Raw genomic sequence first — 21,106 nt, 5'->3', positions numbered from 1 at the left:
GTGCCGCTGCCCCAGATCCCGCTCGACGACCCGCGCGTGCCGGCCCTGGCCAAGGCCCGTCAGCGGTTCGCCCACGACTACGTCCCCGCCGTAGAGCTCATCGACGGCGGATGGCGCGGAGCATGAGCGACCCCAACGACGAGATCGAGCGGCAGACCACCGCCAACGCAACCGCGGCCGCCGATTTCCCGCTGCTGCTCTACCGTGGTTCCGCCGGCGGGTCGAGCATCGGGATCGTGCTGAACCAGCTCGCCGAGACCGCCGAGCACATCGCGGAGTTCACCCGTGAGTCCGGCGACCAGGACTGGTCCGGCATGAACGAGAGCGAGGCCGCCGGCTGGCGCGAGCTCCTCGCGGAGCTGGAAGCCGCCGCCGCCACCTTCCGCCACACCATCGACCTCATCGGCTGACCGGCCTCCCCTGGCCTGACACTCAGAGTGCCCGTGCAGGCGGCCGTGATGCGCTACCGCGCGGTAAGCCCGTCTTGCAACGATCGCTGACCGTAACCGTGACCTCTCACTCGGCAGCGTTGGTCGCGGTGGCGAGGGTTTCGGCGCGGACGGCGCGTTCAAGGTGGGCCGCGGCGGATTCGCGGGCGGCGTCGCGTTCGGCGGTGAGCGCGGAGACCTGGGCGGTCAGCGTGGCGGTCTCGGTGAGGTGGGCCTCGCGTGCGGCGTCGCGTTCCCGGCGGATCGCGGCGGCGGCGTCGCGGTCACGCTTGGCTTGTGCTTCGGCCTGCTCGGCACGTTCGGTGGCGGCGCGGGCGGCGTGCTCGGCCTCGGTCAGTGCCGCGCGCAGGGTGGTCACCTCGTCCCGGGCGCCGGTCAGTTGTGCCGCCAGGTCGTCCAGGCGCGCGCGCAGGGCGGCGGCCTCGCCGGTCTGCTGGTCGAGTCGGGAGCGGGTGGCCGCGTGCGCGTCCCGGGCTTGGGCCAGGTCCTGCCGGGTGCGCTGAAGGTCCTGCTCGCAGGCGCGCAGTCGTTGGTCGGTCCGGTCCAGTTGGTCCTGGGTGTGCCGCGCCGCCGCGGTGGCGGTCTGCGCGGCGGACTCGGCGGCCTGGCGGGCCTCGGCCTCGGCGCGGGCGGTCTGGCGTGCGGCGTCGGCGGCGGCCTGGGCGGCGCGGGCGATCTCCTCGGCGGCGAGGGCTCGTTCTTCGGCCTGGGCGCGTGCCCGGTCGGCGGCGTCGGCGGCGGCACGAGCGGCGTCCTCGCCCTGCTCGGCGGTGCGCCGCGCCGCCTCGGCCTCCCGTGCCCGCGCCGTGGCCTCGGCGGCCTGCCGTTCCAGCACGCCGTTGCGCTCGACGACGGTGTCGATGATCTCCTGAAGGCGGTCGGCCGCCTCGCTCTCGCGCGCGGCGCGGTCGCGGGCGGCGGCGGCCATCCCGGTCAGCACCGAGCGCAGCGCCGCCAGCGGCTCGGCCACCGCGGCGGCGGCCGGGCTGCGGTTGGCGGCATGCGCCTCCGCTTGGCAGTCCTTGATCACCTGCTGTTGCTCGTCCAGCTCGGGCGGGCAGTACTCCGGCCGCCGGCCACGCGCCTTGGGCGGCCGTGGCAGCGGTGTGTCGCAGTACTTGCACCGTCCCCATGGGGCCGCCGGATCCGCCCCGGGCGGCACCCGCCGCCCTCCGCTGGACTCCTGTGCGCCCTCCACCGCGTCGATCATGACCTCATCCTCTCATGATTCTTTGTTTCGAGGAATGAAACTCAGTGATCTGATTTCTCGAAGAAGTAATGAGGGCTAGCGCATAATCGTGGTTATACGCTGGGCCGCGGTGGTCGCAGGGGTGCCGTAAGGATCGGCGCACCAGTGAGGAGTCGGGTCTGCTCTTGCCGGTTCCAGGCGGGAGGCAGCCGGAATACGCCAGAAAGGGATCACCCGGTTGGAGCGGGGACGCAAGGACGCCCGAGCGTTCGGCTCGGGCGTCGCAGGTGCGGTGGTGCTGGGGTGGGGTTCAGTTGGCGAGCGGCGGCGAGGGCGAAGCCGCCGTCGGACGTTCGCGAGCAGGCGGTCCTGGTCCGCGGCCTTCGCTGCTCGGGTCGGATGCTCGGCCTGGTGGTCGGGCGTTCACCATCGTTCCCAGTGCAGGACCTGGTCACGTGGGATGCGGGGCGCGGGTTTGAAGTCGGTGCCGATCGTGTAGGCGAGCGGGATGAACGCGGCGAGCATGACCTCGTTGTAGGGGACGCCCAGGGTGGCGGCGAGTTCGTGTTCGAGGGGTCCCTGGGCGGTGGTCCATGTGGTGCCGAGGCCGCGGGCGCGGGCGGCGAGCATGAAGCTCCAGGTCGCGGGCAGGATGGATCCCCATGTGCCGGATTGGACGGCCGCCGAGGCGTGATCGGTGCGTCCTTCGATGGCGGGGATGACGAACACCGGGACGCGGTGGATGTTGTCGGTCAGGTGCCGTAGCCCGTCGAACACGCCCTGGGTGGAGCGCGGCGCGTGGTTCATGCGGCGGATGTCGTGTTCGTTCAGTGGTTGGCCCTCCGCGGCGGCGAGCGCGCGGCGGAAGATGTCGCCCACCTTGCGGCGCAGGCGCGGCTCGGTGACCACGATGAAGTGCCAGCGTTGCCGGTTGCGTCCGGTGGGTGCCTGGGTGGCCAGGTCGATGCATTCCTCGATGAGCTTGCGCGGGACGGGCCGGTCGAAGTCGAGCCGCTTGCGGACGGCCCGGGTGGTGGACAGCAGTTCGTCGGGGGTCAGGTTGAGGGTCATCGTGGTGCTCCTCATGCGCGTGTGGAGGTCGGTGCGGTGGTCGCCGGTTCGTCGGCCGCGGGTTCGACGTCGGCACGCAGGCCGAGGTAGGCGATGAGCGCGCCGAGCAGCGAGAAGGATCCGGCGGTCAGGAACGCCGCGCGGTAACCGTCCAGCGAGGACGCCGGAAGGGTCATCACGGCCGCGAGCACCGCTACGCCGATGCCGGCCCCGATTTGGACGGCGGAGGTGACCAGACCGGAGGCCAGGCCCTGGCGGTCGTCGGGCAGGCCGGCGACCGCGGCGATGTTGAGGCTGGGGAACGACAGGCCGTTACCCACGCCGTGCACGATGAGCGCGGGCAGCAGCACGGTCACGTAGCCGCTGGACGCGCCTGTGCGCAGGAACAGCAGGATCCCGGCGCCCTGGACCAGCAGCCCGAGCGCGGCGGTGCGCCGCAGGCCCCAGCGCCCGATCAGCCGTCCGGCCAGGTTGGCGGTCACGACGATGGCCAATCCCATCGGGACGATCCCCAGTCCGGTGTCCAGCGCCGAGTACCCCAGCACGTCCCGCAGGTACAGGACGGCCGCGAACTGCCAGCCGATCGTCGCGCACGCCCAGGCCAGCGCCGCCAGGTCGGCCGAGGCGAGCCGTCGTGAACGCAACACCTCCAGCGGCACCAGCGGGTGCCGCCGGTGCCGCTCGATCGCCACGAACGCTCCCAGCAGCACCAGCGCCGCCACACCGGCGGGCCAGCTGGTCTCGGTGAGTGCGTAGACCAGCAGCAGGACGCCGCCGGTGACGGTGCCGGCGCCCGCCGTGTCGAATCCCGTGCGCGGGCCGTCGGCGCGTCCGGCCGGGATCACCCTGGGGGCGACGGCGAGGACGAGCAGCGCGACAGGCACCGGCAGGAAGAACACCAGCCGCCAGCTCACCTCGGTGAGCAGCCCGGAGGCGATCAGTCCAGCGCTGTAGCCGGTTGCTCCGGCCAGCGCGTACACGCCGAGCGCCCGGTTGCGGCGCGGCCCCTCGGCGAACGTCGTGGTGATCAGCGACAGTGCCGCCGGGGCGGTCAGCGCGGCCGCGACGCCCTTCACCACGCGGGTGGCGACCAGAGGCCAGCCGTCGGAGAGCAGGCCACCCGCCAGGCTCGCCGCCGCGAACACCGCCAGCGATGCCAGGAACATCCGGCGCCGCCCGAGCAGGTCGGCCAGCCTCCCTCCGAGTAGCAGGAACCCGCCGTAGGCGACCGCGTAGCCGGACATCAGCCATTGCAGTGTGCCCTCGGGCAGCGCGAGGTCGGCGCCGATGGCGGGCAGCGCCACGGCCGTCAGTGACAGGTCCATCGAGTCCAGGAACACCGCCGCGCACAGCAGGACCAGGGCCGCCGTCGCCCGGCGGTCGGAACGCGTCACCAGAGCCCTCCATCTTTGAGCAGACGATCTGCAGCAAGACGAAACCGTATGAACACAAACAATCTGCTGTCAAACAATCGCCTGACAGATGGCCCTGGTAGCCTCGGACGGGTCGACAGTGCAGGAGACCCATGCCTTCCAAGCCCGCCCGGCCGGCGTACTTCCCGACGCTGGTGGCCGAACGCCCGGACATCGCGATGTGCCGCGCCTCGGCGTACCTGGCCCGCGCCGCCGACGCCCATGCCACCCGGCACGGCCTCGGCGTCGGCCAGCACCTGGTACTGAAGATGCTCGACACCGTCGGCCCCTGCTCCCAGCAGGTGCTCAGCGAGGAACTGCGGATCGACCGCAGCGTCATGGTGAACGTGTGCGACGACCTGGAGCAGTCCGGATTCGTCCGCCGCGAACGCAACCCCGACGATCGCCGCTCTTACGCCGTCACCATCACCGACGAGGGGCGCGAACGCCTCGCCGAGGCCGAGAGCACCGTCTCCTCCTACCTGGAAGAAACATTCGCCCCTCTCACCACCAGCGAACGCGCCCAGCTCACTGCCCTGGTCTGCAAGCTCATGCAGCTCTGATCTCGGCCGACGCCGGTCGGCGAGGTCTCGGCCATGTTGCGGGGCGAACCTAGCCGTCGGCGGTGCCGAACGTCGCCAGAAAGGTGCGGACGGCGCCGCGGGCGATCTCGCGCAACTCGGCGTCGTCGATCTGGCGGGTGCCCATCCGGGAGCGTGCCTCCAGGGGCCCGGTGAGCAGGGCGATGAACTGTTCGGCCGCCCGGTCGGGGTCGTTGGCGCTCAGGCGGCCGGCAAGGGTGAGGCGCGCCAGCCGGTCGGCGAGAGCCTGGGTGAGACGGTGCGGGCCGTACTCAAGGACGATGTCGATGAGGTCGGGGAACTGGGTGATCTCCGCGTAGAGCAGCCGCCGCAGCGCGCATGAGCGGTCGTCGGCGTGCAGTTCCAGCAGTCGGTGGCCGACGTCGTCCAGGGTGGCGTGCAGGTCGCCGGGTTCTTTGAGCGGTTCGAGCGCGGCGAGCCGCTCGTCCAGCACGGTTTGGGCCGCGGCCTGCACGGCCTGCCGGAACAGCGTCGCCTTGTCGTTGAGGTGGTTGTAGACGGTGGGCTTGGCCACCCCGGCCTCGGCGGCGACCTCCTTGACACACGCCTGGGCGTAGCCGCGGCGAGCGAACACGGTGAACGCGCCCTCCAGGATCGCCCTCCGCCGATCGGCCTGCCCGCGCGTGATGGTCACGGACTCGATTGTACTGGCGGGTCCAGTTCGGTGAACCGGCGTCTTGCGGACGGTCTTAGAAGGCCAATAATTTGAACCCATGGGTTCAACTCCAGATGACCGCCTTGACCCCCGGCTGCCGGCGACGATCGGCGTGGTGCTGCTCGGCGGGTTGCTGGGCATCCTCAACAGCTCGATGGCCGCGGTCGCCACCGACACGCTGGCCGCCGCCTTCCACACTTCCCTGAGCACCGTCGGGTGGGCCTCCACCGGGTTCCTCCTCGCCGTCACCACCACCATCCCGTTCACCACCTGGGCCGTTGACCGGTACGGCGGCAAACGGCTGTGGCTGATCGGCCTGACGGTGTTCACAGGGGGCGCGCTCGCCGCAGGGTTGGCCTGGAACGTCGGAAGCCTCATCGCCTTCCGCAGCCTCCAGGGCGTCGGCGCCGGGATCCTCGACCCGCTCGTGCTGATCCTGCTGGCCCGCGCGGCCGGTCCCCGACGCGCCGGACGCGTCATGGGCCTGATGGGTGTCGTACTGTCCCTTGGCCCCGTCCTCGGCCCGATGGCCGGCGGCGCCGTCTTGAACGCCATGTCATGGCGCTGGATGTTCCTGCTCAGCGTGCCCCTGGGTGCCCTCGCGTATGTGCTCGCGCTGCGCATGATCCCGGGCGATCCCCCGGCCGACCCGCGAACGCACCGGCAGCGCCTCGACGTCCTCGGCCTGGCCCTGCTCGGCCCCGGTTCCGCCGCGCTGGTCCTGGCCCTGTCGCAGGCGGCCGAGCACGCCGCGTTCACCGCCTGGCAGGCGTTGTCCCCGCTGGCCGCGGGCGTCGTGCTGCTGATCGCCTATTGCGTCCATGCCCGCCGCCCCCGGCGCGTCCCGCCCCTGATCGATCTGCGGCTGTTCGCCAGCCGCGGCTTCACCGCCAGCGTCACCATCATGGGCCTGGGCGGTCTGGCCAACTTCGCCACCCTGTTCGTGCTCCCGCTGTACTACCAGCAAGCCCACGGACACGGCGTGCTCGCCGCCGGGCTCCTGATGGCCCCCGCCGGCCTCGGCGGCGCCATCGCCATGCCGCTGGCCGGACGGCTGTCGGACCGAGTCGGCACACGCGGCCTGGCCTGCGGCGGCGCGATGTCGGCCTTGCTGAGCGCGTTGGCCTTCACCTTCGTCGGAGCCGACACCCCCGAGGCGGTGCCGGTCCTTGCGGCCCTGACCATCGGTCTGGGAATGGGCTGCTTCAGCGCGCCCACCATGGGCTCGCTGTACCGCACACTGCCCGCCCCCATGGTGGCGCAGGGCAGCTCGGTGCTCTACGTCCTCAACCAGCTCGGCGCGGCCCTCGGCATCGCCCTGGTCACCCTCATCCTGCAGACCTCCGGCGACCCGACCTCCGGCTTCCACGGCGTGTTCTGGCTTGTCGTCGCGATGCTGACCATCGTGCTGGCCGCCATCCCGCTGCTGCCCGGCCGCCCCGTAGCCCCGGCCGCCCGCGAAGAACCCGCCCTGTCCGGAAAGGCATCGTCATGACCACGATCGTGATCACCGGAGGCACCGACGGGATGGGCCGCGCCCTGGCCCGCGGCTACCTCGACCGCGGCGCCACCGTCGTCATCGTCGGCCGTGACCCCGCCAAGGCCGCCACCCTTCCCGAAGCCCACTTCATCCGGGCCGACCTGAGCCTGGTCGCCGAGAACCGGCGCGTCATCGAGGAGATCAACGACCGCTACCCCGCCGTGCACGCGCTGGTGCTGTGCGCCCGGTATTTCCGCTCCACCCGGTTCGTCACAGCCGAAGGCTTGGAAGGCACCTTCGCGCTGGAATACCTCAGCCGGTTCCTGCTCAGCCACGGCCTGGATCGCCCGCGGGTCATCGTCAACGTGTCCGGGCCCGTGCCCGGCGCCCCCGTCGGCCGCATCCACTGGAACGACCTCATGCTCGAACGCGGCTACGACGGCGTCGCCGCCCAGATGCAGGCAGGCCGTGCCAACAACCTGCTGGGCGTCGCCTTCGCCGCCCAGCACGCCGCCGGCCCCACCCGCTACGTACTGATCAACCCCGGTCCCGTCTCGACCAGCTTCGCCGGCGAGTACGACGCGGCCACCGCGGCCCACGTCGCGGCGCTCAAGAGGCACGGCACCCCCGTCGAGGACGGCATCAAACCGATCACCGCCCGCATCGACGCCCCACCCGCCGAACCGCTCAGCGCCTTCCTCCTGACCGACCGGATAAGCCTGGACAACCCGTCGTTCGCCCCCGGCGACGCCGCCCGCCTTGACGACCTCACCCGCCGCCTGCTGCGCGCCCAGGAGCAATGAACCCATGACCGGCACATGGACCGCCGCCTTCCGACCCGACGACCAGATCGTGCACGTCCGTGGTCGCGGCGACCGCACTGGCGCGCGGACGTAAGGTTGGGCGGCGTGGGACTGCGACTCGTTCAGGTGAACTTCAAGGCGCGCGATGACGCAGCGCTCGGCCGGTTCTGGGCGGAGGCGCTCGGCTGGGGCGTCTCCAGTGAGGGACCCGGTGTGACCAACATCGAGCCCGTGGGTTTCACCTGGCCGGACCCCACCGCCGTCTGTGTCGACGTCGTCACCGTCCCGGATCCGGAGACGGTGAGGTACCGCGTGCACCTCGATCTCGCCACCACCTCCACGGCCCATCAGGCGGAGCTGGTCGCGCGCCTGAAGGAACTCGGTGCGACGCCCGCCGATGTGGGCCAGGGCGACGTCCCATGGACGGTCCTGGCCGACCCCGAGGGCAACGTGTTCTGCGTGTTGGAGCCCCGGGAGATCTACCGGGACACCGGACCGATCGCCAGGGTCGTGGTCGGCTGCGCGGATCCGCGGGCCATGGCGCGGTTCTGGGGCGAGGCGATCGGCTGGAAGCCGTACGAGGCGACCGACGATCACGCGGTGCTGCGCTCGTCCCAGGGGGTCGGGCCGTACCTGGAGTTCTTCCGTACGGCGCCGACCGTGTGGACGCGTGGCCATCTCGACGTGCTGCCGTACCCCGGCGACGATCACCAGGCGGAGGTGGCCCGGCTGCGGGATCTCGGTGCCACCGACGCCGACATCGGCCAGGGCGACGTGCCCTGGACGGTCCTCGCGGACCCGGAGGGCAACGAGTTCTGCGTCCTCGGACGGGGCTGACGCGGAAAGACCGCTCCGCCACGCGCAATCGGCCTCGTGTCAGGTCTTGAGAGCCCATGTCCTCACAACCTCATATGGTGCTGCCCTGGATCCTCCGCCGGACCAGGCCGCCTCTGCTGTCGTTGCGGTGCGTGGACTGCCCGTCCAGGTCGGCCACCGTCGGTGAGGCGCGGCTTGGTGTGATGGGGGTCGCGTTCGCCGCAATGTCGAGGAGGTCGCGTGAGCGTCGTCGGGCTACGTCCCGCCACACCCGCTGACAGCGAGTTCTGCTTCCAGTTGCACAAGGCGGCCATGGGCGACTACGTCGCCGCGGTCTGGGGGTGGAACGAGCAGGACCAGCGCGGCTACCACTCGCGCGCCTTCGAGCCCGGCAACTGGCAGATCATCACCGTCGACGGGGCCGACGCCGGGATGCTCAGCGTCGAGCACCGCCCGGCCGAGATCTACCTCGGGCGGATCGAGATCCACCCCGACCACCAGGGGCGCGGCATCGGCACCCGCCTCATCACCGAGCTGCTGCGTCAGGCGGGCCGGCAAGGCCAGGACCTGGTCCTGGACGTGCTGGCGGTCAACCACCGCGCGTACGCCCTCTACCGGCGGCTCGGCCTGCGGGAGGTCGCGCGCCACGGCGAGGGCCAAATCAAGATCAGGATGCGCGGTTCGGCGTCCACCGGGTGACCGGCCTTCAGGACGGGACGCCGGTCGCGGGTGCTTCATGACATCGGCGGGCGGTGGGTCTTGTCACACGGCCGTCCCGTCACACGGCCCGGAACGGCCGCGTCTTGTGTGTGTCAGGACGCCGCGCGCTCGATCCGCGCGGCGTGCCACACCACGAGCGAGGACGAAGCCATGGCAACCACCAAGGCGCGGGCTCCGGAGACCTCTTCGCGCCGCTGGGCCGCGCTGTTCTTCATCGGGCTGGCGCAGCTCATGATCATCCTGGACGCCACCGTCGTGAACATCGCGCTGCCGTCCCTCCAGCGGGACCTGGGGATCTCCGACGGCGACCGGCAGTGGATCATCACCGCGTACACGCTGGCCTTCGGCGGCCTGCTGCTGCTCGGCGGCCGGATCGCCGACCACACCGGCCGCAAGCGGACCTTCCTGATCGCGCTGGTGGGCTTCGCCGCGGCGTCGGCGCTCGGCGGCGCGGCGTCCGGCCCCGGGATGCTGCTGGCCGCCCGTGCCCTCCAGGGTGCGTTCGGCGCGCTGCTGGGGCCGTCCGCGCTGTCGCTGCTGACCGTGACGTTCACCCAGCCCGGGGAGCGCGCCAAGGCGTTCGGGATCTGGGGCGGCATCGCCGCCGCGGGCGGCGCGATCGGCCTGCTGGTCAGCGGGGCGCTGACCGACTACCTGGACTGGCGCTGGTGCCTGTACATCAACATCCCGATCGCCTTGGTCGCGGCGTTCGGCGGGTACGCGCTGCTGGACGAGTCGCGGCGTCCGGGCAAGGCGCGGTTCGACGTCCCCGGGGTGGTGCTGGTGACCGGCGGGCTGGTCGCGATCGTGTACGCCACCAGCAGGGCCGAGTCCGACGGCTGGGGCTCGGCGACGGTCATCGGGCTGCTGGCCGCCGGCGGCGTGCTGCTCGCCGCGTTCGCCCTGGTCGAAAGCCGGACGCGGCAGCCGCTGCTGCCGCTGCGCGTGGTCGCCGACCGCACCCGCGGCGGTGCCTACCTGTCCGTGGGCGTGGCCGTCGTCGGGATGTTCGGGGCGTTCCTGTTCATGACGTACTACATGCAGGTCGTCAAGGGATACTCGCCGGTCAAGGCGGGTGTGGCCTTCCTCCCGATGGCCGCGGCGGTCCTGGTCTCGGCCGGCGGGCTCAGCGCCCGGCTGCTGCCCAGGGTGCCGCCGCGGGCCCTGATCGTGCCCGGCCTGCTCATCGGCTCCTGCGGCATGCTGTGGATGGCCACGCTGGAGGCGGACACCTCGTACGCCGGGGGCGTGCTGGTCACGCAGCTCATGATCGGCTTCGGCGCGGGCCTGATCATGCCGGTGAGCCTCAACTACGCCACCCACGGCGTCGACCAGGGCGACGCGGGCGTGGCCTCGGCCGGCGTCAACACCGCGCAGCAGATCGGCGGCTCGATCGGCACCGCGCTGCTCAACACCATCGCCACCAGCGCGACCGTGGACTACCTGGCCTCGCACGCCTCCTCCGGCCAGGACCCGGCCGTCGCCAGGCAGGCGGTGGTGGAGGGGTTCGCGACGGCCGGCGCCTGGGCCGCGGGGATCATTTTGGCCGGCGCGCTGATCATCGCCGTCCTGATGAACACGCCGAGCCCCGGGCACCGGCCCGTCGAGGAGGACGGCACCGCCGGGGACTCCGAGCCCCTGCTCGCATCCCCCTGACCGCCGGACGCACCGATGACGTCGCTGCGTGAGGCGTCGCCGCAGGGAGGTCATCGTGTCGCCGACGAGGCACCGGCCGGCGGTGGTGAAGGCCGGGAAGGCGCGCCGCCCGCCTCCCAGAAGGCGGCGTAGCGGCCGCCGCGGCGCAGCAGCTCATCGTGGGTGCCCTCCTCCAGGATCCGGCCGGCGTCCAGGAAGGCGACGCGGTCGGCGCGCTGGACGGTGCGCATCCGGTGCGCGACCATCACCACCGTCCGGCCCGCCATCAGCCGGTCGATGCCCTCGTGGACGGCGGCCTCGTTCACCGGGTCCAGGGCGGAGGTCACCTCGTCGAGCAGCACGATGGGCGCGTCCTTCAGCAGCGCCCGCGCGATGGAGACGCGCTGGCGCTCACCGCCCGACAGCAGCGCGCCGCCCTCCCCGACGTGGGCCGCCCATCCGCCGGGCAGCCGTTCGATCACCTCGTCCAGCCGCGCCGCGGTCGCCGCCGCCCGCACCTCGGCGTCGGTCGCGTCGGGACGGCCGAGCCGCACGTTCTCCTCAAGGGTCCCGTCGAAGAGGAAGACGTCCTGGAAGACGATGGCGATCTGGTCCATCAGCACCTCGGTGCTGATGTCGCGCACGTCCACGCCGCCCACGCGCACCGCCCCCGCGTCCACGTCGTAGAACCGGGCGAGGAGTTGCAGCAAGGTGGTCTTGCCCGCGCCCGACGGCCCGACCACGGCGAGCCGCTGGCCCTGCGGCACCGAGATCGACAGGTCACCGACGACGGTACGGTCGCCGTGCCGGAAGGTGACCGCGTCGAACTCCAGGTCATGCCCGGCCGGCCGGACCGGAGCGGCGGGCTCCGGCAACGGCTCGGTGCGCAGCACCGTCTCCAGCCTGGTCAGCTCGTTGCGCGCGGCACGGAGCCTGCCGCCCAGCTCGGCCAGCGACAGCAGCGGATCGGCGCAGCGGGCGGCCAGCACCAGGATCGACAGGACCTCCGCCGCGCCGATGCCCCCGCCGAGCGCGAGGTACGCGCCCAGGACCAGCAGCACGGTGAACATCGCCTGCACGGTCAGCGTCAGGCCCAGCACGCCGGGAAGGGCCGACAGCGTGGTACGGCGGGACGCGCGCCGCAGTTCGCTCAGCGCGTCGTCGAGCAGCCGGAAGCGTTCGCCGGTCCGGCCACCGGCGCGCAGCACGGGCTGGGCTTGCAGGTACTCGATGACCCGCCCGGTGGCCTCGTGGGCGCGTGCCGCCCGGTCGGTGTCGGCGGCGGCCATCGCCCGTCCCGTCCAGATCTGGATCGCCGCCACGGCGGGGACGGCGGCCAGCGCGGCCAGGCCCATCTGCCAGTTGAACGCGAGCATCACGGCGACGATCGTCAGCGGTGTCACGGACGCGGAGATGAGCGGGCCCAGCAGGTGCGCGATCACGCTCATCGCCTCCAGCACGCCCCTGCCGGCCAGGACGGACACCTCTCCCACGCGGCCCGCGCCGTACCAGCCGACGGGCAGCCGGGCCAGGTGGTCGCCCAGCCGGTGGTACATGCCGTCCAGCAGCGTGGTCCCGGCGCGGAAACCGGACAGGTCGGCGACATAGCGCAGCGTCCCGTAGACCGCGACGGCGGCGCCGAACGCGATCAGCCACGGCCGGGCGTCCTCCGGCGTGCCGCCGAACAACGCCCGCAGCACGGGGACCAGCAGCGCGTACGACAGGCCCTCGGCCACCGCGGTTACCGTCATCAGGGCCACGGTGCGGCGCACGGGCGGTGCGTACCGGTGGCCCAGTACGCGCAGCAGCATGGGGATCATCGGGACGGGTCTCCTCCCAAGACGCCACCGTGGGTCTCGGCCTCGGCGCCGATCGCCGTCCGGTGGGTTCGCCAGAACTCGGCGAACTTGCCGTTGCGTGCCAGCAGTTCGGCGGGCGTGCCGCGCTCGGCGATCGCCCCGTCCTCCAAGACCACGACGGTGTCGGCGTCGGCGATGGTCTCCAGGCGGTGGGCGATGACCAGGACCGTCCGGTCGCCGCCCAGCGAGGTGAGGGCGCGGCGCACCGCCTGCTCGGTGAGCGGGTCGGCGAACGCGGTCGCCTCGTCCAGGACGAGGACGGGCGTGCCGGCGAGCAGCGCGCGGGCGATCGCGATCCGCTGGGCCTCGCCGCCCGACAGCCCGGCCTCGTCGCCGATCATCGTGTCGTAGCCGCGCGGCAGTTCCAGGATCCGCTCGTGGACGTTGGCCAGCTCGGCGGCGCGTACCACCTCGTCGAGGCCGGCCCTCGGTACCGCCAGGGCGATGTTGTCCGCGACCGACGCGCGCAGCAGGCGGACGTCCTGGAAGACGAAGGAGACCGTGCGGTAGAGCGCGGCGCCGTCGAGGTCGCGCAGGTCGACGCCGCCGAGGGTGACCGAGCCGTGGGTCGGGTCGAAGAAGCGGGGCAGCAGCTTGACCAGCGTGGACTTCCCGCTTCCCGACGGGCCGACGACCGCGGTGACCGTCCCCGGTTCGAGCACCAGGTCGATGCCGCGCAGCACCTCCTGGCCGGCCTGGTAGCCGAATCGGACGCCGCGCAGCTCCACCCGGTGGCCCCGCGGGGTGAGCGGGCGCGCGGGCTCGGGCAGCGGGCGCACGTCGAGCACGTCCCGGATCCGGCCGACCGCGCGCCGTGCCGCCTGCATGTTGTCGAACCCGTGGCCGAGGGCCTCCACCGGCGCGGTCAGACCCAGCCCCAGCAGCAGGAACGGCAGCAGGTCGGCCGCGGGCAGGCCGCCGTTGGTGATCAGGACGGCGCCGCCGATCAGGACGACCAGCAGCACGAACGGCGGTGACAGCACCACCTGCATCCCGGCGGCGATCCCGGCGAGGCCGCGCACCATCCGGTAGAAGCTCGTGACGAAGGAGTCCACGGCCTGGCGGAACCGGCGGTGCGCGCGCTCGCCGCCGCCGAACGCCTTGACCACCGCGATGCCCTGGACGAACTCCACGGCCGCGTTGGCGATCCGTTCCATGCCCGCGTCGAACTCCTTCTGCTCGCGCAGCCGGGCCGGGGTCATCATCAGGGGGACCAGCGCGATCGCCAGCGCCACCGGGATGAGCGTGATCAGCGTGAGCCGCCAGTCGACGGTGAACAGGTAGATCAGCGACACCAGCGGCACCACGAAGGCGGAGATGAGCTCGGAGGGGGTGTGGGCGATGAAGGGGTGCACGGCGCTCACGTCCTCCCCGACGACCTTGGCCAGCTCACCGGTGCGGCGCCGGGAGAGCCAGCCGAGCGGGACGCGTCCCAGCCGCTCGGCCAGCCGCCGGCGGAACGACAGCTGCACCGTGTCGTCGAGCAGATGCCCGATCCCGGACGACGCGGACGTGAACAGCAGCCGGGCGAACAGCCCGGCCGCTCCGGCGATCACGGTGAGCCAGGCACGGCCCTCGTCGACCGGGCCGGGCGCCAGCAGCGTGCGGCCGAGCTCGACGACGGCCAGCAGCGGCGCCAGGCCCGCGACGGCACCGATGATCTGGAGGACCACCACGGCGGTGAACGTACGGATGTGAGGGCGCAGCAGGCCCGCCATGTCCTGGCCCGACTGAGAACCACTGGCGGCGACGCTCATCGCTCTGCCCTCAGGACGGTGAGGGCGACCAGGACGGCGGCGGCCAGGAGCACGGCGCCCAGGGCCAGGCCGAACGCGTAGCCGTCGTTGAGGCTTTCAAGGGTGACGGTGGGGCCGGTGCGGTGCTGGGCGGCGGTGCCCAGGGCGGCGAGCCCCAGCGAGGCGCCGATCTGCCGCGAGCTGTTGAGCAGACCCGAGGCGGTGCCGCTCTCGTGCGCCGCGACGCCGCTGGTGGCGGTGTTGACCAGCGGGCCCAGGCACAGGCCGAAGCCGACGCCGAGCACGATCGAGGGGATGAGGATGTCGGTGGCATACGCGCCGTCGGTGCTGATCAGCCCGAACCAGGCGAACGCGGCGGCGGTCAGGGACCCGCCCATGGCCAGGAGCGTCCTGGGCGCGAGACGGTAGCCGAGCCGGACGGCGAGCACGGAGCCCACGACCACCGCGAGGGCGAGGGGCAGGAACATCAGCCCGGTCATGGCGGGCCCGGTCCCGAGCACGCGTTGCAGGTAGAGGGACATGAAGTAGAAGGACGACGCCATCGCCGCGCCGAGCAGCAGGTTGTAGACGTTGGCGCCGGTGACCGAGCGGTTGGCGAACAGGCCGAGCCTGACCAGCGGCTCACGAGCGGTGGTCCGCTCGACGTTCACGAACGCGGCCAGCAGCGCGGCGGCGACCGCCAGGGTCACCAGCGTGGTCGGTGAGGACCACCCGTACTGGTCGGTCCGGACGATGCCGAACACCAGCAGGGTCATGCCCGCCGTGGCCAGCACGGCGCCGAGCACGTCCGGACGGCCGCCGCGCGCCGGGGTCGGGGCGGCGGCGACGCCGCGCCAGGCCATGAGCAGCGCCCCGGCGGCCATCGGCACGTTCACGAACATCACCCAGCGCCAGCCCGCGTACTGGGTGAGCACGCCGCCGATCAGGACGCCGAGGGCGCCTCCGGCGGCGTTCATCGCGCTCCACACCCCGAACGCGCGGACCCGGGCCCTGCCTTCGGGGAACGTGGTGGCCAGCAACGCCAGCGCGGCCGGAGCCAGCGCGGCCGCCCCGATGCCCTGCGCGGCGCGGGCGGCGACCAGGTGGCCGGGTTCCTGGGCGAAGCCGCCCGCCAGGGAGGCGAGGCCGAACAGCACGAGCCCGGACAGCAGTACCCGCTTGCGGCCGTACCGGTCGGCGGCCTTGCCGCCCAGCAGGAGCAGCCCGCCGAAGGTGAGGGCGTAGGCGTGGATCACCCAGGTCAGGCCCACGGCGCCGAAGCCGAGGCCGGCGGCGATCCGCGGGAGCCCGACGTTGACCACCGACAGGTCCAGCGACACCATGAACTGCACGACGGCCACCGCGGTGAGGGTCAGCCCCGGCCTGGCACGCGGCTCACGGGCCGCTCCCTCGCGGGCCGAGCCTTCGCCTCTCGACTCCACTCTGATCGCGTTCATGCCGGACATGGTGGTGGCCGGCCAGGTCCGCGGTCGTCATGCCAGGGAAGACTCCTTCGCCTATCAGGCTGGAAGTACGGGGCGGCCCGCGTACTACGCGGGGAGTAGTGGAGAATTACGACCCTGCGTGGAGGTTTGTAGCGCGTTGACCTTCTACCCTGCACAAATGAGCTTCAAGGATCGGTGGCGGCCGCTCGCCAAGGATGGGCTCCTCGCCGTGGCGATGGCCGTCCTGCTGTCGTTCATCGTGTCGATCGGCACCCGGCACGCCGGGGTGCCGGACTACGCGGCGGTCCTCGCCGGCTCGCTCGCGCTCGCGGCCTGGCGGCGCGGCCCCCTGGTGGCGCTGGCCGTCAGCACGGCCTGCATGCTGGTGCTCGCGGTGCGGGTCGAGCCGGGTCCGGCGGCCGCCTATCCCGTGATGGTGTCGGTGTTCGCCGCCGCCAGGGCCGGGCACCGGGTCGCCGCGGCGCTGGCGAGCGCGGTCTATCTGGGTACCGACCTGGCGCTGAACCTGCCCGACATCGACGGGTCCGTGCGGGAACTCCAGGACACCACCCTGCTCATCGGCTGGTTCGTGGCGGCCAAGGTGGCGGGGACGGTGACCCGGCACCGGCAGGCGTACCTGGAGGAGGCCGAGCGGCGGGCGGCCGAGGCCGAACGCACGCGTGAGGAGGCGTCCCGCCGCCGCGCCAGCGAGGAGCGGCTGCGCATCGCCAGGGAACTGCACGACTCGCTCACCCACAGCATCTCGGTCATCAAGGTCCAGGCCGGGGTGGCCGTCCACCTGGCGCGCAAGCGGGGCGAGGAGGTGCCGCCCGCGCTCCTGGCCATCCAGGAGGCCAGCGGCGACGCCACCCGCGAGCTGCGCGCCACCCTGGAGGTGCTGCGCGACGCCGGCCGTCCCGACGCCGAGGCGGCGGCCAGCGGACTGGACCGGCTGGACGACCTGGTGGAGCGGGCCCGCTCGGCCGGGCTGCCGGTCGAGGTGACGATCCGCGGCACGCGGCGGCCGCTGCCCACCGAGGTGGACCGGGCGGCCTACCGGATCGTCCAGGAGTCGCTCACCAACGTCTCCAGGCACGCCGGCGGGGCGGCCGCCGCGGTCCGCGTCGACTACGCGGACCGGGAGCTGATCGTGCAGGTCGACGACGACGGCACGGCCGACCCCGACGCGCCGCCCGTGCCCGGGACCGGCCTGCTCGGCATGCGCGAGCGCGTCGCGGAGCTCGGCGGCCGGCTGCGGGCGGAGCCCCGGCCCGAAGGCGGCTTCACCGTGCGCGCCGAACTGCCCCTTGAGGCGCTCCCGGCCGTCCGCGAGCAGGAGCCGGCGTGATCCGCGTCCTGCTGGCCGACGACCAGGCGCTCATCCGCGGCGGACTACGGGCCCTGCTTGAGATCGAGGACGACATCGAGGTCGTGGCCGAGGCCGTCAACGGGGAGCAGGCCGTCGCGCTGGCCCGCGAGCACCGCCCCGACGTCGCCCTCGTGGACATCCAGATGCCGGTGATGGACGGCATCGAGGCGACCCGGCTGATCGCCGCCGACGAGCGGCTGAGCGGGGTGCACGTCGTCATCCTCACCAACTTCGGCCTCGACGAGTACGTCTTCAACGCGCTGCGCGCCGGCGCCTGCGGCTTCATGGTCAAGGACACCGAGCCCGCCGACCTGCTCCAGGGCGTGCGGGTCGCGGCCCGCGGCGACGCGCTGCTGTCTCCCGCGATCACCCGGCGCCTGATCAGCGAGTACGTGGCCCGCCGTCCCGAGCCCCCGCCCGCGGGGCTGGACGTGCTGACCAACCGGGAGCGCGAGGTCACCGCGCTGGTGGCGCGCGGGCTGTCCAACGACGAGATCGCCGCCCAGATGGTGATCAGTGTGACCACCGCGAAGACGCACGTCAGCAGGGCCATGACCAAGCTGGGCGCCAGGGACCGCGCCCAGCTCGTGGTCCTGGCCTACGAATCGGGCCTGGTCACTCCGCGCCGGTCATAGCCTGGTCCGGTGAGATTCGGCGTACTGGGGCCGCTGGCCGTCTGGACCGACGACGGCCGGGCGGTCACGATACCCGGGCGCAAGGTGCGGGCGCTGCTGGCCGACCTGCTCGTCCACGAAGGGCGTCCGGTGTCCGTCGACCGGCTCGTCGACGACCTGTGGGGCGCGGCGGCCCCTGCCGATCCCACCGCCGCGCTGCACGTGCGGGTGTCGCAGTTACGCCGGGCCCTGGCCGTCGCCGAGGAGGGCGCTAGGGACCTGGTCGCGTCCCAGGCCCCCGGGTACGCGCTGCGGGCCGGGCCGGACGCGGTGGACGCGATACGGTTCGCCGCCCTGGCAGAACGGGCACAGGGCGCGGACGACCCGCGCATCCGGGCAGGGCTTCTGGCCGAGGCGCTGTCTTTGTGGCGGGGCCCCGCCCTGGCCGACTTCGCCGATGAGGAGTTCGCCCGGCCTGCGGTGGCCCGCTGGGAGGAACGGCGGCTCGCCGTGCTGGAGGCGTACGCCGAAGCCCGGCTGGAGCTCGGCGAGCATCGCGAGCTGGCCGGTGAGCTCGGCGAGCATGTGAGCCGCCACCCGTACCGGGAGCGGCTGCGCGCGGCCCACATGCGCGCCCTGCACCGGGCTGGCCGCACCAGCGAGGCGCTGGACGCCTTCCACGAACTGCGCCGCCGGCTCGCCGACGAGCTGGGGCTCGACCCCGGCCCCGAGCTCGTCCGGCTGCACCAGGCCATCCTGTCCGGTGACCCGTCCGAGGACGCGCCCGAGCCCGCCCCGCGACCGGTGAAGCCCTCCACCAACCTGCCCGCCCCGGTGACCGAGCTGATCGGGCGCGACCACGCCATCCGGCAGGTGCGGGAGCTGCTGGCGGCCGGGCGGCTGGTGACGCTCACCGGGCCCGGCGGGGTGGGCAAGACCAGCGTGGCCCTCGCGGTCGCCCGCGCCCTGGCCGGGGAGGCGTACCCGGACGGCGTCTGGCTGGTCGACCTGACCGCCTGGGACGGGAAGGGCGATCCGGCCGAGATCGTGCTGTCGGCGCTGTCCATCCCGGACGCGCCGGGCGGTCCGGAAACGGCGGCCGGGCGCCTGGCCGCGGCCCTCAGGGAGCGGCGGACGCTGCTGGTGCTCGACAACTGCGAGCATGTCGTCGAGCCCGTGGCGGGCCTGGTCGGTGCGCTGCTGGCGGCGGCCCCCGGCGTGCGCGTGCTGGCCACCGGACGGGAGCCGCTGCGGCTGCGCGGCGAGGCCCGCTGGGAGGTCACGCCGCTGGACATTCCCGACACCGACGACGCCGACCGGCTGGCCCGCTCCCCCGCCGTGCGCCTGTTCCTGGAACGGGCGGGACTGGACGCCACGCCGGAGACCGTGCCGGGTGTGGCGGAGGTGTGCCGCAGGCTGGACGGCATCCCGCTGGCCCTGGAGCTGGCCGCCACCCGGGTCCCGGCGCTGGGCGTGCCGGAGCTGGCGGCGCGGCTGAGCGTGGCCCGCGACCGGTTCGGGCTGCTGGGCACCGGGCCGCGGGACGCGCCCGCCCGGCAGCGCACCCTGACCGCGGTGATCGGCTGGAGCTGGCGGCTGCTGACCGGACCGGAACGCGCCGTGCTGCGCCGGCTGGCCGTCCACCAGGGCGGTTGCACGCTCGCCGCGGCCGAGGCGCTGTGCGCGGGGGACGAGGCCGCGCCGGGCGAGGTGCTGGACCTGCTGGCCGGGCTGGTGGACCGGTCCCTGGTGGTCCGCGCCGACGCAGCACGGTTCCGGCTGCTGGAGTCGGTGTCGGCGTACTGCCTCGACCGGCTGCGCGAGGCCGGGGAGGAGGACGCGCTGCGGCTCCGCCACGCCGACCACTACCTGGCCCTCGCCGAACAGGCCGATCCGCTGCTGCGCGGGCCCGAGCAGCGCCAGTGGCTGCGCAGGCTCGACGCCGAGACCGCGAACCTGCGGGCCGCCTTCGACACCTTCCAGCGCGAGGGCGCGGCGGAGCAGGCGCTGCGGCTGGCCGTGTCGCTGGTGTGGTACCGGTTCCTGCGCGGCCGGATCACCGAGGCGCGCCGGGCACTGGACGCGGCGCTGGCCGTCCCGGGCCAGGCACCGGCCGTTCTGCGGGCCAGGGCGGAGGTCTGGCGGGCGGGGTTGTCGATGCGGCAGGGGCAGGCCGTACCGGAGCGGTCCACGCTGTCCTTGCGTGACCACCGTCCGGCGGTGGACCCGGCCGAGCTCGCCCGCGCCGAATGGTTCCTGGCCACGGCGATCATCACCGCCGGGGACGAGAAGGCCACCGCGGAGCTGCTGGAGTCGGCCCTGGACACCGCGCGGGAGGCCGGGGACCGGTGGGGCGAGGCCGCGGCGCTGAGCACCCGGGCCATGCTCGCCCACATCCGGGAGGACATGACCGCGCTGGAGGACGACGCCAGGCGCGGCGCACGGCTGTTCGGCGCACTCGGCGACGACTGGGGCGTCCTCCAGGCCACGGACTGGCTGATCGGCCTGGCCGACCTCGCCGGCGACCACGCGGAGGCCGAGCGGCTCACCCGCGTCGGACTGCGCATCGCCGAGGACCTGGGGCTGTGGCCCGACGTGGCCGGGCGGCTCGGCTGGCTCGCCTGGACCTCGGTCCAGACCGGGGAGTACGCGCGCGCCCGCGAGTACGCCGAGCAGGCCAGGCGCCTGAACGCCGAACACGGCGATCACGCCGGGAAGACGTTCGCCACCATCTCCCTGGCGTTCGCGGACCGCCGGGAAGGCAGGCTCGACCCGGCCGAGGAGGGCCTGCTCTCGCTGCTGGAGTCGGCGCGGTCGCACCGGACCGGCGAGGGCCACCCGCCGTACCTGTCGATGGTCCTGATCGAGCTGGGGTTCCTCGCCGAGCGGCGAGGGGATCCCGCCCGCGCCTTGAAGCTGCTCGGCGAGGGCTACGACATCTGCCACGACCAGCACTCGGACAAGGGCAAGGCGTGGGCGCTGGTGGGCATGGCCGCCGCGCTCGTCCTGGACGGGCGCCCCGGCCTGGCCGCCCGGCTGCTCGGTGCGGCCGACGCCGCGCGACACGCGACCGGCCTGCCCATCTCACCGTCGGAACGCGACGAGCTGGCCCGGATCACCGCCGACGTCCGGGCCGCCGAGCCCGGCTTCGACGCGCTCTTCGCGAGCGGCGCGGAGCTCGCACCCGAGCAGGCCCGGTCCCTGGTGGAGGGGACCGGGCCGTGACCTGCCCTCGGGCGGCATGAACCTGG

Annotated in this window: 18 protein-coding genes; 11 read left to right on the top strand and 7 right to left on the bottom strand. The window is 73.2% G+C overall.

Features of this window, described 5'->3' with window-relative positions:
- Complete coding sequence (locus ACGWYJ_RS17685) at positions 1 to 126, top strand: hypothetical protein (RefSeq protein ID WP_395107105.1); 126 nt, start codon at positions 1 to 3, stop codon at positions 124 to 126.
- Positions 123 to 410, top strand: coding sequence for a hypothetical protein (locus ACGWYJ_RS17680; RefSeq protein WP_395107104.1), 288 nt, complete (start codon positions 123 to 125; stop codon positions 408 to 410). Before ACGWYJ_RS17685 ends, ACGWYJ_RS17680 begins: the two co-directional genes overlap by 4 nt.
- 106 nt (positions 411 to 516) lie before the next feature.
- Here ACGWYJ_RS17680 and ACGWYJ_RS17675 read toward each other — a convergent pair whose 3' ends face one another.
- The 3 genes from ACGWYJ_RS17675 to ACGWYJ_RS17665 form a co-directional block, all read right to left on the bottom strand.
- The gene (locus ACGWYJ_RS17675) at positions 517 to 1,659 is read right to left on the bottom strand and encodes a hypothetical protein (protein ID WP_395107103.1); all 1,143 of its coding nucleotides are present in this window, start codon (positions 1,657 to 1,659) and stop codon (positions 517 to 519) included.
- 402 nt (positions 1,660 to 2,061) lie between these two features.
- Positions 2,062 to 2,709 carry a nitroreductase family protein gene (locus ACGWYJ_RS17670; protein ID WP_395107102.1) on the bottom strand — a complete coding sequence of 216 codons (648 nt, stop codon included), beginning with the start codon at positions 2,707 to 2,709 and terminating at the stop codon, positions 2,062 to 2,064.
- Between the two features lie 11 nt (positions 2,710 to 2,720).
- Positions 2,721 to 4,103 (bottom strand): MFS transporter, encoded by a 1,383-nt coding sequence (locus ACGWYJ_RS17665; RefSeq protein WP_395107101.1) that lies wholly within the window; start codon positions 4,101 to 4,103, stop codon positions 2,721 to 2,723.
- A 131-nt stretch (positions 4,104 to 4,234) separates the two neighbouring features.
- On the opposite strand from ACGWYJ_RS17665, the gene ACGWYJ_RS17660 reads away from it, so the two are divergent.
- Complete coding sequence (locus tag ACGWYJ_RS17660) at positions 4,235 to 4,684, top strand: MarR family winged helix-turn-helix transcriptional regulator (RefSeq protein ID WP_395107100.1); 450 nt, start codon at positions 4,235 to 4,237, stop codon at positions 4,682 to 4,684.
- Between the two features lie 49 nt (positions 4,685 to 4,733).
- On the opposite strand, the gene ACGWYJ_RS17655 is transcribed toward ACGWYJ_RS17660, so the two are convergent.
- Positions 4,734 to 5,357 (bottom strand): TetR/AcrR family transcriptional regulator C-terminal domain-containing protein, encoded by a 624-nt coding sequence (locus ACGWYJ_RS17655; RefSeq protein ID WP_395107099.1) that lies wholly within the window; start codon positions 5,355 to 5,357, stop codon positions 4,734 to 4,736.
- Between the two features lie 79 nt (positions 5,358 to 5,436).
- On the opposite strand from ACGWYJ_RS17655, the gene ACGWYJ_RS17650 reads away from it, so the two are divergent.
- The 5 genes from ACGWYJ_RS17650 to ACGWYJ_RS17630 all read left to right on the top strand — a co-directional run bounded on the left by ACGWYJ_RS17650 (position 5,437) and on the right by ACGWYJ_RS17630 (position 10,853).
- Positions 5,437 to 6,873, top strand: a complete 1,437-nt coding sequence (locus ACGWYJ_RS17650) for a DHA2 family efflux MFS transporter permease subunit (protein WP_395107098.1) — start codon at positions 5,437 to 5,439, stop codon at positions 6,871 to 6,873.
- A complete protein-coding gene (locus ACGWYJ_RS17645) occupies positions 6,870 to 7,661 on the top strand; it encodes an SDR family NAD(P)-dependent oxidoreductase (RefSeq protein WP_285693780.1) in 792 nt (263 codons plus the stop codon). Before ACGWYJ_RS17650 ends, ACGWYJ_RS17645 begins: the two co-directional genes overlap by 4 nt.
- Before the next feature lie 105 nt (positions 7,662 to 7,766).
- The gene (locus tag ACGWYJ_RS17640) at positions 7,767 to 8,498 is read left to right on the top strand and encodes a VOC family protein (RefSeq protein ID WP_285693779.1); all 732 of its coding nucleotides are present in this window, start codon (positions 7,767 to 7,769) and stop codon (positions 8,496 to 8,498) included.
- 219 nt (positions 8,499 to 8,717) lie between these two features.
- Positions 8,718 to 9,176: an N-acetyltransferase gene (locus ACGWYJ_RS17635; RefSeq protein WP_285693778.1), complete on the top strand. Its 459-nt coding sequence runs from the start codon at positions 8,718 to 8,720 to the stop codon at positions 9,174 to 9,176.
- A 171-nt stretch (positions 9,177 to 9,347) separates the two neighbouring features.
- On the top strand, positions 9,348 to 10,853 hold the full coding sequence (locus ACGWYJ_RS17630; RefSeq protein ID WP_285693777.1) for an MFS transporter: 1,506 nt from the start codon (positions 9,348 to 9,350) through the stop codon (positions 10,851 to 10,853).
- Between the two features lie 50 nt (positions 10,854 to 10,903).
- Here the strand turns inward: ACGWYJ_RS17630 and ACGWYJ_RS17625 are convergent, their stop codons facing one another.
- From ACGWYJ_RS17625 to ACGWYJ_RS17615, 3 genes are read right to left on the bottom strand one after another with little or no spacing between them, the layout of a single operon-like run.
- Positions 10,904 to 12,652, bottom strand: a complete 1,749-nt coding sequence (locus tag ACGWYJ_RS17625) for an ABC transporter ATP-binding protein (RefSeq protein ID WP_395107097.1) — start codon at positions 12,650 to 12,652, stop codon at positions 10,904 to 10,906.
- On the bottom strand, positions 12,649 to 14,448 hold the full coding sequence (locus ACGWYJ_RS17620; protein WP_395107096.1) for an ABC transporter ATP-binding protein: 1,800 nt from the start codon (positions 14,446 to 14,448) through the stop codon (positions 12,649 to 12,651). The genes ACGWYJ_RS17625 and ACGWYJ_RS17620 overlap by 4 nt, the downstream gene beginning before the upstream one ends.
- Positions 14,445 to 15,884 (bottom strand): MFS transporter, encoded by a 1,440-nt coding sequence (locus ACGWYJ_RS17615; protein ID WP_395107095.1) that lies wholly within the window; start codon positions 15,882 to 15,884, stop codon positions 14,445 to 14,447. The genes ACGWYJ_RS17620 and ACGWYJ_RS17615 overlap by 4 nt, the downstream gene beginning before the upstream one ends.
- Before the next feature lie 166 nt (positions 15,885 to 16,050).
- On the opposite strand from ACGWYJ_RS17615, the gene ACGWYJ_RS17610 reads away from it, so the two are divergent.
- The 3 genes from ACGWYJ_RS17610 to ACGWYJ_RS17600 are packed head-to-tail and all read left to right on the top strand — an operon-like array spanning position 16,051 to position 21,080.
- Positions 16,051 to 17,220: a sensor histidine kinase gene (locus ACGWYJ_RS17610; RefSeq protein ID WP_395107094.1), complete on the top strand. Its 1,170-nt coding sequence runs from the start codon at positions 16,051 to 16,053 to the stop codon at positions 17,218 to 17,220.
- Positions 17,217 to 17,876, top strand: coding sequence for a response regulator (locus tag ACGWYJ_RS17605; RefSeq protein WP_395107093.1), 660 nt, complete (start codon positions 17,217 to 17,219; stop codon positions 17,874 to 17,876). Before ACGWYJ_RS17610 ends, ACGWYJ_RS17605 begins: the two co-directional genes overlap by 4 nt.
- 9 nt (positions 17,877 to 17,885) lie before the next feature.
- Positions 17,886 to 21,080, top strand: coding sequence for a BTAD domain-containing putative transcriptional regulator (locus ACGWYJ_RS17600; protein ID WP_395107092.1), 3,195 nt, complete (start codon positions 17,886 to 17,888; stop codon positions 21,078 to 21,080).
- Positions 21,081 to 21,106 lie beyond the last annotated feature (26 nt).

Source organism: Actinomadura sp. SCN-SB, from assembly GCF_043906805.1.
GTDB lineage: Bacteria > Actinomycetota > Actinomycetes > Streptosporangiales > Streptosporangiaceae > Spirillospora.
Note: the sequence above shows the minus strand (reverse complement) of the source record. Positions and strands in the feature narration are given on the sequence as shown.